This is a genomic window from Ignatzschineria larvae DSM 13226 (genome assembly GCF_038500265.1).
GTDB lineage: Bacteria > Pseudomonadota > Gammaproteobacteria > Cardiobacteriales > Wohlfahrtiimonadaceae > Ignatzschineria > Ignatzschineria larvae.
The window spans coordinates 1797969-1812261 of sequence record NZ_CP150637.1; the positions used below are offsets into that span (position 1 = coordinate 1797969).

At 40.3% G+C, this 14293-nt stretch carries 13 protein-coding genes and 2 tRNA genes; 5 read left to right on the forward strand and 10 right to left on the reverse strand.

Annotated features, from left to right (window positions below; all coding sequences use genetic code 11):
* Positions 1 to 184: 184 nt before the first annotated feature.
* The 8 genes from WMO13_RS07440 to WMO13_RS07475 all read right to left on the reverse strand — a co-directional run bounded on the left by WMO13_RS07440 (position 185) and on the right by WMO13_RS07475 (position 9184).
* Positions 185 to 3328 (reverse strand): efflux RND transporter permease subunit, encoded by a 3144-nt coding sequence (locus tag WMO13_RS07440; protein ID WP_051396271.1) that lies wholly within the window; start codon positions 3326 to 3328, stop codon positions 185 to 187.
* Positions 3328 to 4491, reverse strand: coding sequence for an efflux RND transporter periplasmic adaptor subunit (locus WMO13_RS07445; RefSeq protein WP_051396270.1), 1164 nt, complete (start codon positions 4489 to 4491; stop codon positions 3328 to 3330). The genes WMO13_RS07440 and WMO13_RS07445 overlap by 1 nt, the downstream gene beginning before the upstream one ends.
* A 267-nt stretch (positions 4492 to 4758) precedes the next feature.
* On the reverse strand, positions 4759 to 5856 hold the full coding sequence (locus WMO13_RS07450; protein ID WP_034855914.1) for an AI-2E family transporter: 1098 nt from the start codon (positions 5854 to 5856) through the stop codon (positions 4759 to 4761).
* Between the two features lie 56 nt (positions 5857 to 5912).
* On the reverse strand, positions 5913 to 6389 hold the full coding sequence (greA, locus tag WMO13_RS07455; protein WP_026879193.1) for a transcription elongation factor GreA: 477 nt from the start codon (positions 6387 to 6389) through the stop codon (positions 5913 to 5915).
* A gap of 93 nt (positions 6390 to 6482) precedes the next feature.
* Positions 6483 to 6902, reverse strand: coding sequence for a VOC family protein (locus WMO13_RS07460; protein ID WP_026879192.1), 420 nt, complete (start codon positions 6900 to 6902; stop codon positions 6483 to 6485).
* A 146-nt stretch (positions 6903 to 7048) separates the two neighbouring features.
* Entirely contained in the window at positions 7049 to 7855 is an 807-nt protein-coding gene (locus WMO13_RS07465) for a c-type cytochrome (protein WP_051396269.1), read from the reverse strand.
* Positions 7856 to 7968: 113 nt separating this feature from the next.
* Entirely contained in the window at positions 7969 to 8523 is a 555-nt protein-coding gene (gene grpE / locus WMO13_RS07470) for a nucleotide exchange factor GrpE (protein ID WP_026879191.1), read from the reverse strand.
* A gap of 442 nt (positions 8524 to 8965) precedes the next feature.
* Positions 8966 to 9184: a PA3496 family putative envelope integrity protein gene (locus WMO13_RS07475; RefSeq protein ID WP_026879190.1), complete on the reverse strand. Its 219-nt coding sequence runs from the start codon at positions 9182 to 9184 to the stop codon at positions 8966 to 8968.
* Between the two features lie 297 nt (positions 9185 to 9481).
* Here WMO13_RS07475 and corA point away from each other — a divergent pair, with 297 nt between their 5' ends.
* Entirely contained in the window at positions 9482 to 10516 is a 1035-nt protein-coding gene (corA, locus tag WMO13_RS07480; protein ID WP_026879189.1) for a magnesium/cobalt transporter CorA, read from the forward strand.
* A 129-nt stretch (positions 10517 to 10645) separates the two neighbouring features.
* Here the strand turns inward: corA and WMO13_RS07485 are convergent, their stop codons facing one another.
* On the reverse strand, positions 10646 to 11347 hold the full coding sequence (locus WMO13_RS07485) for a DUF4377 domain-containing protein (RefSeq protein WP_026879188.1): 702 nt from the start codon (positions 11345 to 11347) through the stop codon (positions 10646 to 10648).
* 224 nt (positions 11348 to 11571) lie between these two features.
* On the opposite strand from WMO13_RS07485, the gene WMO13_RS07490 reads away from it, so the two are divergent.
* From WMO13_RS07490 to WMO13_RS07505, 4 genes are all read left to right on the forward strand, one after another.
* Positions 11572 to 11648: transfer RNA gene (locus WMO13_RS07490), tRNA-Asp, on the forward strand.
* 78 nt (positions 11649 to 11726) lie between these two features.
* Positions 11727 to 11803: transfer RNA gene (locus WMO13_RS07495), tRNA-Asp, on the forward strand.
* A gap of 75 nt (positions 11804 to 11878) precedes the next feature.
* Positions 11879 to 12718: a penicillin-insensitive murein endopeptidase gene (mepA, locus tag WMO13_RS07500; protein ID WP_034855910.1), complete on the forward strand. Its 840-nt coding sequence runs from the start codon at positions 11879 to 11881 to the stop codon at positions 12716 to 12718.
* A 113-nt stretch (positions 12719 to 12831) separates the two neighbouring features.
* Positions 12832 to 13335, forward strand: coding sequence for a hypothetical protein (locus WMO13_RS07505; protein ID WP_026879187.1), 504 nt, complete (start codon positions 12832 to 12834; stop codon positions 13333 to 13335).
* 156 nt (positions 13336 to 13491) lie between these two features.
* On the opposite strand, the gene WMO13_RS07510 is transcribed toward WMO13_RS07505, so the two are convergent.
* On the reverse strand, positions 13492 to 13959 hold the full coding sequence (locus WMO13_RS07510; protein ID WP_245601167.1) for a hypothetical protein: 468 nt from the start codon (positions 13957 to 13959) through the stop codon (positions 13492 to 13494).
* Positions 13960 to 14293: the final 334 nt, after the last annotated feature.

Below are 14293 nucleotides of genomic sequence, written 5' to 3' on the forward strand. Positions count from 1 at the left end.
GCATCCGAGCAATGCTTCCCTATTCTTTCTCATTATTTCCGAGTATTTCCCAATATTTTTAATTATTCCGGATCATTACCGACTCCCCCGACCAATATCCTACTGAAAATCGTGGCAGAAACTCAGAGAATCAGAGAATCAGAGAATCAGAGAATCAGAGAATCAGAGAACAAAAGCATAATAATTACACTGCTACCTCATTATGATCAGTTGCTGAATTTTGTAACTCAGGATTTGATCGACGCTTACGTCCGCCGATAAAGAGATAGACAATTGGCACCACAAGTAAAGTGAAGAATGTTCCGACACTCATTCCACCGACAATTACCCAACCAATCGCTTGTCGAGATTCTGCACCTGCACCAATTGCAAGCGCAAGCGGAATAGAATCCAGTACCATTGCACCGGTTGTCATCAGAATGGGTCGTAACCGTAAAGTCGCCGAGCGAATCACCGCTTCCACTTTAGACACGCCCTCTTCCCGAATCTGATTCGCAAATTCAACAATTAATATCCCGTGTTTAGTAATCAATCCTACCAGTGTCACCAAACCGATCTGACTATAGATATTGATTGTCCCGCCGACTAAATAAAGAGCACCTAACGCCCCAAAACCAGCTAATGGTACACTAAAGAGAATAATAAAAGGATCAATCCAAGATTCAAATTGAACCGCTAATACTAGATAGATAAAGAGTAGCGCCATCATAAAGATCAAGACCATTGAAGCACCTGAGGCGATAAATTCCCGGGATGAACCTTGATAATCGAGCATCGCCTCCGGAATCACCTCCCGAATAATATTCTCAACAATGGCAATCCCTTCCCCTTGGGAAACGCCTGACTCTAAGTTGGCTGAAATAGTGGCCGAACGGAGCTTATTAAAATGCCGTAAATTCTGCGGCGCAATCGTCTCTTCCACCGTCACAAAGTTTGAAAGTGGCACCATTTCCCCATACTGCGATCGTACATAGATCCCTTCGAGATCTTTCGGTTGACTTCGTTTTTGTGGATCCACTTGCACCATTACATCATATTGCTCTGCACCCTCTTTATAACGAGTGACATTTCGCCCACCGAGCGCAGTTTCTAAAGTACGCCCGACCACAGAAACATCAATACCTAAGAGCGCTAATTTCTCCCGATCGACAGAAACCTCCAACTGTGGTGTATTCATTCGTAAATCATTATCTGGCGAAATTAAGAGCGGATTCTCCCGCATTTTTTCCATAATTTCGGTAACCTGACCATCGAGCTTCTCAAAGGAATCATTGGAACGAATCACAATCTGTACATCTTTGGAATCTCCTCGCTGTCCGAGTGATTGTGGATTACTTGCAAATACCCGCAGCCCTAAAGCGATATCCTGTAACCCTTTATTTAAACGAGAAGTAATCTCCATTTGCGATTCATCACGATCATCCCAATCAGGAAGTGTCACAAAACCGATAGCCCCCATTGAGATTCCCGAAATCGCATAAACAGTTGTGCCTTCATCTAAATTATCTAATAGATGATCCTCCACCTCAGTAAAATAACGATCGGTAAAGTCAACCGTTGCCCCTTCCGGTGTAATCGCCATCACTCGAATCATTCCTCGATCCTCTGTCGGCGATAGTTCTTGCGGTAATTTCGTATAAAACCAACCTGCGCCGGCAAAAATAACCACCATAAAGAGCAATACAAAGTAACGGGCTTTCACTAGCCAATGTAGTAATCGGCCATATCCTTCTGTCAATTTATTCAAACACCACTCGATACCGTCAGATATCCGATGAAATAAACGGGTAATGCTCCATTTTCGTGGCTTTGTCTCAGAATCCTTTTCTGCTCGATGACTCAAGAGTAATCGAGAACACATCATCGGCGAGAGCGTTAAGGCAGTAAAGCCTGAAATAAGTACAGTAACCGACAAGGTGACGGCAAACTCCACAAAGAGCTTCCCGATTCGCCCTTGGGTAAAGGTCAAAGGCAAGAAAACAGCTGCTAGCGTAATAGTCATCGCAATGATGGCAAAACCGATCTCCTTAGAACCAATAAATGCCGCTTTAATCGGGCTTAATCCCTCTTCAATATGTCGATGAATATTCTCTAACATCACGATCGCATCATCCACCACAAGCCCAATTGCCAAAACGAAAGCTAAAAGCGTCAGTGTATTGATCGAGTAGCCTAAGAGATACATCACAAAGAGCGTTCCCACGAGGGAAATGGGCACCGTGACCATTGGAATTAAAGTTGCGCGCCAATTTCTTAGGAAAATAAAGATAATGACGCCCACAAAAATGAGCGCCTCGATAATAGTGCTATACACTGACCCTAAAGATTTATTGATAAAGACCGAGGAATCAGAAGTTACCGCGATCTGAACATCATCAGGCAACGATTCTTGTAATGCCGGCAATAGTGCGCGAATATCAGCAGAGAGCGTTAACGGATTGGCAACCGATTGCTTAATGACGGCAACCCCTACGCCGGGCTTACCATTTAATCGAGGACGAGAACTCTCCTCTACGCCCCCTAATTCCACCAAGGCAACATCACTTAGACGGACGATTGGACGATTTTCAGTGACATCATTATCTGCCACTTTGATGATAATATTGCGAAACTCTTCCACTTGATTGAGATCAGTTCTCGCCACAATGGAGAACTCTTGCGTTGAACTCTTAATAGTTCCCGCGGGAATCTCCACATTTTGCGCTCGAAGCGCCGATTCCACATCATTCACTGTCACATCTAAGATCGCCATTTTCTGTGGATCAATCCAGATTCGCATCACCGGTTCTCGTCCGCCCCAAAGCGTCACATTCGCCACGCCATCGAGTAATTCGATTTGAGGTTGGACAATGGTCTCGATCATCTTAGTGAGCTCAATGGCACTATATTGATCACTTGATAGCGCTAGAATCACCACAGGGTCGGCATCAGAATCACTCTTTTGAATAATCGGATCATCCACCTCATCAGGCAGCGAACGCTTCGCCCGCGCAACCCGATCACGTACATCATTGGCCGCTTCTTCTATATTTTTATTAGGATTAAAAGTAATGTTGATCGAAGAGGAACCGCGCCGAGAATCGGACGCGATATAATCGATGCCATCAATACTCGTCACCGCATCTTCAATCACTTTAGTCACTTGCGTCTCAATAATCTCAGGACTTGCCCCTTGATAACTTGTACGAATACTAATAATCGGTACATCAATATCAGGATATTCCCGTATCGACATCCGATCTAAACCGATCAGCCCCAAGAGAATCAAAATAATATTAATGACGATCGCAAAGACCGGTCGTTTAATCGAGACTTCAGATAATTTCATTATGACTCCTGATCTGCCGTATCGCCGACTCTATTTCCTACGTTATTTTCTACTCTGTTATTATTTTGAATCTCGGGCGCTTGATCTTGTGTATTATCTTGATTCGTTTTACTACGTAGTTTTTCAGGAAGAAGGGTACCCGTTGCGTCTTGAATTTCACTCTGATCTTTAATACGTACTTGTCCTGCTTTCACAACGATATCATCCGGATTTAATCCCGATAATATTTCCACATTAAAGGTACTTCTCTGCCCTATCTCCACCGGCGTTAACTCAGCTATAAAGCCATCGCCATTCTCATTTTTGACTGCTCGATAGACAAATTGTGCCCCTTCCGAAGCAAAAATTGATTCTTCCGGGATAATAATCACTTGATAATTGAGGGGAATTAAGAGATTTAAACGCGCAAATGAACCGGCAATCAGCGTCTGATCTTCATTATGAAATTTCGCTAATACAGATAGGGATCGGCCTTTCTGCTCAATTTCAGGGCTTACAGCATAGACTTCTGCGGTAAAGAGCTTATTGGGAAAATTATCCACCGTAAAAGTGACATTTTGCCCCCGCTCGGCGACGTGAGCAACACGCTCGGGGATATTAAACTCTAGTCGTAATTGATCGATATTCAGTAGCCGAACAAGGTCAGCCCCTGATTGTACATAATCACCTAGTTCTACTTTCTTCAATCCCATTGTTCCGGCAAAAGGAGCATGAATAAAACGGCGCTCATATTTAGCCTTAGCAATCGCTTCATTTGCCACTGCTTGGGCATATTCAGCCTGCGCAACATCACGCGCCTGAGCAGTTGACCCACCTTTTGCGGCAAGCATTCGATCGAGATTTTGCTTAGCTAACACCCGCTTTGCACTGCTCTCTTGTAACTCTGCGGCTTCGATACTGGAGTCTAAGGCAATGAGAAGATCCCCCGCTTTCACCTCTTCGCCCTCTTTAAAGGCAATCTCTACGATACATCCGGACGCTTCAGGTCGGACAATCACTTCTTGATAAGGATAGAGAATTCCCACAGCATAGATCTCTTCAAATTTATCCTGCAGCACCACCTCAGCAAGCTCGACATCCGTCACTTTGGCAAATACTGTTAACGGCGATAGCAATATTATAAGACACAATAGCCCCCATCTTTTTGTAAAATTTCTATTCATTCTATTCCTTCTGAAGTATCAAGCCGATTCAATTCATATTTCCATCTTAATAAATATTATTTTTATCAATAGGATAGTAGACCAATTGAATCTTAAGGTTATCTTAATTATTTTAAATTGAAAATAAGCCCACCTCTGTAGTGATGAAACTGAATTTAATCAAAATGCACTGAACATCGCCACTATATATTCAATTCTAAGAAAAATCCCTCAACTTGAGGGATTCCCAAATGATTAATATATGATTGTCGACTAATTACAAGAACTTCAATTATGTTTATTTTTTGACATTTCAGCTTTTAGCTCTGCATCAAGCTGTCGTGGATTATCTTCATGAACCCATTCACGCCAAATAGCGACTAAAAGCGCCATAATCACAGGCCCGATAAAGAGCCCGATAATCCCCATCGTTTTAACGCCACCGACTAACCCTAAAATGGTTGGTAAAAAAGGCAGTTTAACAGCACCGCCCACTAAACGAGGACGAATCGTTTTATCAACGACAAAGAGCTGAACCGTCCCCCAACAAAATAGAATAATCCCTTGAGTTAATTGGTGATTTCCCACTAAATAGAGCGACACTAAGGACATAGACATCGGTGCGCCGCCTGGAATCAAAGCAAAAATACCGGTAATGATACCGAGGGTTATTGGCATTGGTGCCCCGACAAAGTAGTAGACGAAACCAAATACAATCCCTTCACCGATGGCAATAATCACCATTCCTGAAACCGTAGAACTCACAAGTGTAGGGACAATACGAGAAATCCGTTTCCAACGCCCCGGGAATACACGTTCTCCCACTTTATCTAATTGCCTACTGATTCTTCGACCATCTTTATAACAGAAAAAGAGAATAATCATCATAAAGAGCAACGTAAACCCTAAAGCACTAAAACTTTTTGTCACTGATTTCGTAACAGCTGCAACATAGCTTAAATTCGCAAGGCCAATCTCGGTGAAAAAAAGATTTACCCCATTAGGTGTCCCTAAATACTCTACCCAATATTTTCCAAGTTCATCGCCATAGGGCAAATTGAGTAACCAAACCGGTGTCGCAACGCCATAAGTATTGGCTTCGATCAACCAAGTCCGAAAAAGCATCATCTCACCATAGAGATAATGTAATAAAAATAAAAATGGAATAATAATTACTAAAACCGTTAAAGTCGTTGCAATAGAAGCCGCAAGTAAGGTGCTTCCTCGGCAAAAGCGGACTAAATCGGTATAGGGACGCCAAGTCACAAACGTAATAATCATCGCCCCTAATGCTGGAACGAGGAACTCATGAAAGAAAACAGCCCCTAATAGTAAAATTAGAATAATAATCCACTTTGCCACCGGATTTGCTGTTAATGCTTGCATAAGTTTTCCTCTGTTATCAGCCTTTATTAGGAATAAAATATATTAGATATTAGATATTAGATGTGCTCGACACTAATGATTTCATATAGACGATCACCACCGGGTGTTTGAATAGTGACTTCATCATCGACAGATTTACCAATGAGCGCCCGTGCAATAGGGGAAACAACCGATAACTTATTCTGTTTCACATCCGCTTCATGCTCGCCAACAATCTGATAAGTTACTTCTTTATCTTCATTCACATCAAAAAGTGTGACTGTTACGCCAAAAATCACCTTTCCCGTATTCGGAATTTCAGAAATATCAATCACCTGAGCATTTGCTAAGCGCGCCTCATAATCGGCAATACGACCTTCGATAAAACTCTGCTCTTCTCTTGCTGCATGATATTCTGCATTTTCTTTCAAATCCCCGTGTTCGCGAGCTGTTGCAATAGCTTCGATCACACGAGGTCTTTGTACTTGTTTCAAATCGTCTAATTCACGACGTAGTGCTTCTGCACCCACTTTTGTCATGGGGAATTTTTTCATCTAATTTATCCTTTACTTATTATTCTTATTACAGTTCATAGCCCACCATAGTTCACAGTTGCAACGTGAACTATGAACTATCTTAGGATTACATTACCACCAACCGACATTCTCCATGTCTTTCCAAGGTGCTTGTGGTGCTTTAGGCTCCCCTTTTTGTAATAACTCAATAGAGATATCATCAGGGGATCTAAAGAAAGCCATCCAGCCATCTCTTGGAGGAACGTTGATCTCAATACCCGCATCCACCGCGCGTTGGCAAACTTCGTAGATATCGTCCACTTCAAAAGCTAGATGCCCGAATGCTCGGCCAATGCCATATTTTTCGTCAGAATCCCAATTATAAGTTAACTCAACTTCAACATCTTGTCCTTCAGCCGCTAAGTAGACTAAAGTGCATTCCCACTGTGGATACTCTTTACGGCGAGTCTCTTTAAGCCCTAAGACTTCTGTGAAAAACTTTAATGATTTCTCTAAATCCGTTACGCGAACCATTGTATGTAAAAAACGCATCTCTTCTCTCCTCTGTAAGACTACGACAAAAAATAATAACGGGTATGTGATCTACTATCTCATACCCGTTTTCTCTTATACGCTTAAGTTCTAATAAGTGCATTATGGGGATGAGCTAAACTCCCACCATATTTACCTATAGAAGTTTACTCTGTTTTCTCGGTAGCATCATTATGATCTGCTACTGGTTTTGTGACCTTTTCAATCACTGATTTTACTTCTTCAGTAGCACTCTCACCGGCTGGTTGAGCATCATTTGCTACTGTTTTAACTGCTTCTACCGCCTCTGATTTAGGAGCTTCAACTTGAGTAGCATCTACTTTTGTTTCATCTGTTACCGCTTTCTCAATGGCTTCTTGTTCAACCGCCGCTTGCTCGACAATCGCAGCATCGACTTTCTCTTCAGTAGCGGCTTCTGTTTCACCAACTTCTGCTGTTGCCGGCGCTTCTTCTGCCACAATATCTTCCGCTGGGTCACTTGCCGCAACTTCAATACCGCTATTTGCAAGAATGAAATCAACAGTATGGATCACTTCTTCATCTGACAATCGTGGATCCCCACCTTTAGCCGGCATCAAGTTACGCCCATGAAGCGCGCTATTGTGTAAACCGTCTAAACCTCGCTCTTGAAAACGAACAGACCATGCAGCATTATCACCCATATGAGGCGCATCATTTAATCCTGTATCATGACAACTAGCGCAAAGTGATACATAGATCTCTTGAGGTGCTTTTACCTTAGGGCCATCGGCCACTAAATTTCCTGTATTCACACGACCATAAGGTTTTAATCTTTCAGCCACTAGATCTTTATTCTCATATGGTGTTCCACCAATACTCCGATCGATCAATTTGACAAATGAGGTCACTAGTACAATTAAGATTACTAGTAAAGCAAGTGTTGCGAGAATGGTTAGCAACGAAAATGAGAATTTATCTGACTGTTTTTGCACGATCTGCTCCTAGAAAATACAAGTCAATTTTATTATTTAATATGATCTAATACCCGACAATGATAAATCAACTCGTTATCTTTTGCTAGTGTACCAAATCAAAGAAACGGATTTTATTTTGCGACAATGACTTGTGCAGGTCTAATGAGGCGGTCATTTAACAGATAACCATGCTGCGCTACAGTAATGATTTGATTTGTTTCAAAGCCTTCGTGGGGAATGATCGAAATCGCTTGATGTAATTCAGGGTTTAATTTTTCTCCTTCAGGATTAAGCTGTTTCACACCATACTTCTCACATGCGCCAAGTAGCATCTTATACATCAATTGAGAGCCTTCTCTAAAACGTTTTAGCTCTTCAGATGAATTTTCATCGACAGCTTTCATTTCAAGCTCCATTGCATCAATGATCGGTAATAGATCTTTTACAAATTTATCAAGCGCATATTTATGTGCATTAGCGACATCGATCTCCGCACGACGGGCAATATTCTGAGACTTAGCAACAGCTCTTACATATTGATCATAAAGTTTCTCTTTCTCTGCTTTAATAGCTTCAAGCTCAGACACAGTCTCTTCAATTGTCTCTTCTGCTAGTTCAACTTCAGCTTCAAGCATTTCATCTGCAACATTTTGTGCTTCTGTATCCACCATCTGTTCTTTACTCATCTTCTACCCCTCTCTATTGAATAATTTTTCGTTATTATACAATGAAATTGTCCATCTAACCGGTTTTAAATAGGAAAAAGCTCAAGCAATGTCCTATCTGTAACTCAATAAATCTAATCAATGTTATTTATGATTTTTCTCTCAATAGCTTTATTATTAAACAAGCTTATCGATTTAAATGAATTGTTAAATTATATTCGAATGTTTTTTATTTCTGATAGATCGTTAGCTTCTCTGCCACAACTGCTCGCTAACTCAATAGCTACATTATGCGTATACTCCATGTGTTTCTATAGTTATATTCTTACTCAAGCACTTATTATTCAAATGAACCCAACAAGATTCTAATTAGAATAAATAGCCTCATATAACATTGTTGGAGCATAATTAAATAATTATCTTCTTGAAAAACAGTTCCATAAACAATGTTAATAGGATTTTATTACAAATCCCCATCAAGCTCATCATCAAGAATAAGATCATCAAAACTATCTAGATCAAACTCTTTGGCAAGTTTTTTCTGTAATGCGCGTTCCTCTCTAATTGCCTCAATACTTCTCCATGCCTGAGATTTGCTGCCCTTGACATCAGTTACATCAGGCACATCTTCTTCAATGATATCTTCATCATCTAATAAATCATCATCATAATCATTCGACATATGATTTGTCTCCTTATTGCAGGTGCAAATAATTAAAATCTTTGCATGCCTTATATAATATTTTCAAAAAATTGCAAGCATAAAATTCAAATCAGCTTCATACTGCCGCTGAATAACTTGCCTGATATATGGAGTTCATCCTAATTGAATACAAGTTTCTGATTAAAAAATAAACACAAGAGGAAATCTAAACCTCTCATTAAAATGAGATAAATTAGGATTTTTCATTACAATAGCTTATCTTTAAGGCACTCCATTTTATTCATTTCAATTTCAACAAGTGAGGAACTATTTAAAATGATTTCAGGATTTACACTCAAAGATAATCGTCTCAAACAGATTTCCGTTCAATGCGCAGAAGACTTTACAGATGAAATGATCTGGATTGATCTTGTAGATCCCACTGAAAATGAGCGTCTTTTAGTGGAAAACCATTTCAAATTAGATCTCCCTGAAAAAGCAGAAATTAATGATTTAGAAGCCTCTGCTCGCTTTTATGAAGATGAAGATGGCCTACATATTCATAGTTTTTTTCTGAACGACTTTGAATCTAGTGCAAAGAATATCACAGTCGCATTCTCAATCTATAACAATCGCCTATTCACTATTCACGACGAGGATCTCTCGGCATTTCGTCTCTATCGTTTGCGGGCGCGCCAAGTACAATTAGAGCTTACAGATGGCAAAGTTGATGTGATGAATATTCTTATAGGATTACATGAAACCGCGATTGAACATGTCGCCGATGTTTTAGAGCGTATCTATGCCGAACTAGAAAATACCAGTCCTTATGTACTTGCTATGGAAGAAGAAACCGAAGAAGCACAGACTAAAAAGGGGAAAAAACGACAACGACTAGAATCACAAGATGATGACTCTGATAAAAAGCCAACAATGGAAGAAGTGCTTCAAAATATCGCAATGCAAGAAGATATGAATGGTAAAGCAAGACTTTCACTGATGGATACGCGTCGTTCATTCTCATTTTTGATGCGCACACAAGTCCTAACAGAAGAGCAGAAAAATGATGTCCGAGAAATTCTTCAGGACTTAGAGTCCCTTACAGGCCATACTACGTTCCTATTTGATAAAGTGAACTTCTTACTTGATGCCGCAACTGGTAAAATCTCTCTTGAGCAGAGCCGAATTATTAAAATCTTCTCCATTGCTTCTGTTGTCTTCTTACCGCCGACATTAATCGCGAGTATCTACGGAATGAACTTTCCAATGCCTGAACTCAACTATACAATCAGTTACCCTATCTCTATCGCTGCAATGATTCTCTCGGGAATTGCACCTTACTTACTATTCAAGCGTAAGGGTTGGCTCTAGTCCTCTCGTCAAGCAGAATCAAATAGAAACAAGGCTATTTGAATGAGACTATTGACAAAACAGCATCAAAAAAGCAGTTCAATTGAACTGCTTTTTTATGGTCTAGTATAATTTGAACTATAGATTGAACTATTGATTATGCCCAACTTTTTCTTGTTCAACGACCATATCGAGTTGATGTTTTACGGAACCATCTTCATTCTGATACTCTTTCAATCGAAGACGATATTCATAACCATCAATTGGAACAAATCCCTCAATTTTTCCTTCATAAGGCTGCCATTCAGAGACCTTATCCTGACGAATTTGTAAACACTGCTCTTGGCTATTATCCTCGCAAGGAACCTGTTCGCTTGAAACGTAATAGAACACTTGTTCATAGGGTTTAGCAACAATATCTTGATAAGCACCTTTATCTAACTCAATCGGAAGATAAGCGGATGATTTATCACCATCAATAGTCCCTACAAGATAAAGATCCTCGCCGTTACGCACGACTTTAGGGTTACCCACAATAAATTTAGAGATGCGATCATCTAATTTCTGTAGATCTGAGGGGCAAGCCATCATTGTTGAAGCAAGACCTGCACCATTATGCTCCTGCTTCACAAGGAAAGTACCGTGATCCGTGACATAGACTTGCCCAACCATCGTATTACAACCACCCGTAACTGAAAAGCGGTTATCCTCTAGATCTAACACCACCTGTATAGATTGTGATTCAGATAGAGGCGCAATCTCTAGGTTAGGAATCGTGGTAGAAGGAGCGGCCAATACCACTGTTGTCGAAAATAACCCGATACCCGCCAAAATAATTCTGTGTAAATTCATAAATTGCCTCTTAAATGTAAATTCATGACTGATATTCAGTGTAACATGTTTTACAATTGATGATTACTGAAATAGTTCCTACAAATCAATAGGTACTGAAAATAGCATTCTGAGTCAAAATCAAATTTTGATTGTTTATTACACAAATTGAAAAATAAAGATGACAAGCTCTAAATTTTTCGTATAATAGCATTCCTTAGTTGGCAACAACGAAAAGAAATCTCGGAGTGGTAGTTCAGCTGGTTAGAATACCTGCCTGTCACGCAGGGGGTCGCGGGTTCGAATCCCGTCCATTCCGCCATTTTTATCAGTTATCTGATAGATGAAATTAAATTCAATTTTATCAGGTAAAGCTATTTAGAGTAGTAATTCTAATCTCGGAGTGGTAGTTCAGCTGGTTAGAATACCTGCCTGTCACGCAGGGGGTCGCGGGTTCGAATCCCGTCCATTCCGCCATTAATAAGATAGCCTAGATCAATGATCTAGGCTTTTTTATTGCTATTTTTCCTGACGATTTGATGAGAACTATCTATGAAACGATTCTTTGCAACCTCTCTCTTTACACTTTTAACACTATCGATCTCACCACTCATATTAGCAGCAGATTGGCATACCGTAAAACATCCAACCATTGGTCCTAGTGAAATTTATGGTAGCTATGCCAATGGCTGTTTTTCAGGTGGTATTGATATTCCGACTAAAAGCAGTGGCTATGAGCAAGTTCGCCCAAGCCGCAATCGTCATTATGGGATGCCGGCAATGGCCACCTTCATCAATCATCTTGATCTCTGGGCAAGCCAACGGGGGAAGGTTCTCATCTTTGGGGATATCTCTCAACCTCGTGGTGGCCCTGCGAACTTTGGTCATGCGAGTCATCAAACAGGGCTTGATATGGATATTTGGTTTGAGGAACGTACAGATCATCTACCTAAAAATCTCCAAGAATCTTTACAAACACCGTCAGTTGTCAATCCGGCAACAGGAAAAATCAATCAACATTGGCGCCCTTTCTATCGAGAAATTCTATTTACCGCAAGTCAATATCCTGAAACAGAGCGTATCTTTGTGAACCCTGTTATCAAGGCCCATCTCTGTGCTACAGAAAAAGATCAAAGTTGGCTTGGTAAACTTCGCCCTTGGTATGGCCATGATTCCCATTTTCATATTCGTTTAAAATGCCCGAAAGATTCCGCCGGATGTATCGCCCAAGCGCCTATTCCTAAAGGCTCTGGTTGTGATAGCTCTCTTACCAATTGGGTCAATGATCAGATAAAGTGGACAACTGCACCTCCTAAGCCCAAAGCTCCGGCAAGCCCTAAAGCACCTAAAGTTTTACCAATCGAATGCCAAGCGATACTACAGCAACCTTAAATAGATTCTATTTCATCCATCATCTATTACCAAAATAAAGTGTTACAATCGCCATTTATAATCTACGATGATTCATTATTTATAACAGACACCATAAAGAGAGAGTTCAAACTGTGAGTAATAAGAAAGCCTCCCTAATCGCTATTATCGCTGTAATCGTCATATTCTTAATATATGATCGTTTTAAACCATTATCTGAAGAAGAGGTCATCTCTAAACAAGGACTCGTGACACTCAATCTTGATAATAGTTATAAAAATATCGACTCAACGCTTGCCCCTGAGGGTACTCTTCTAGCGCAATATTCGCAAAGATATGGGATTACAGCAATGGTAACCGGCGGTCATCTCACTGAAACCGAACAAACACTTTCACTCGAAGCGTATGCAAAGCAACTATTATCGCAAACGCCGGATACAGTTAAGATGGAGATTACAGCGGTTAATCCCGATAAAGATGAGCTCTTTTATCGCTTAAATAATGCAGAGCTTCATACTTGGCAACGTCTAAAGCGCTATTCTGATGGAAAAGTGGTCATTATTGCTATTACTTCTGAAAGTGAGAATCCTTCGATTGATCCGCTTTTACTACTTCAAAGCGCCCAATTTTCGCAATAAAATGTCTGAGTACAATTTCTAGTAAAAGCTCGAACTGCAAGTAGAGAAGACAAATGAAAAAGCGCAAGCTCTAATAAACTTGCGCTTCTTTTTTATCCCTATATGACTTTGCGTATTACCCTATTTTCATATAGGTAAAATTCATCTATAAACGAATTAATAGTACCAACCAAATGGGCCACTAAAGAAGAATCCATTATCCCAGGCAGCATTATCTGCCTCTTCCCAAGCAGCCATCTGTTCAGCTTGCATTGCATTCTCTTCTCGATAATCTTCCCACGCCATCTTATAACAGGCTTGGAATACAGGATTATTCACTGCACTGAGATATTTCGCTTCAAAAACTTTCTTCTCTGCAGGAGATAGGCTATTCGCCTGAGGCATCTCTTGCATTAGGCTTGCAGCTTGCGGGCTACATTGCGAAGCAAGGCTCACCTGCGTTTGAAGCATCTGTTCAGCGCGTGCTTTTGCTTCGGCCGATTTCTCTGCTGGCGTTACTGCACAAGCCGCTACAATACCCACAGCTAGTAATAATATCGCTGCTTTTAAACCTGTTTTTTTCAATGGATATTTCATCATATTACCCTCTCTATATTGCAATGTTTCATTAATTTCTAACGCCATTCTACTTAACCTTAATGTTGCGATATTGATTTCAATATTTACACCATCAATTTACATATACTAATTACAGACTAATCATATACTAATATTTACATACTTTACTACAATATACGAAAGCTCTCTACTTAGAAAATATTTTAACGCTTCTCTCGTAGCTATCGACATCTGCTCAAAATGCATTTTCTCTTTAAATTCACCTTTATGAATAAGCATCATAAGTTTTGTGAATCGTTAGTCCTTTTTTTATAAAAAGAGATGTGATATATCTAATACACTATTGGTTTATAACCCACAAGGTTCGATCGTCTAAAGCACCACCCCGCCTTTAAACACC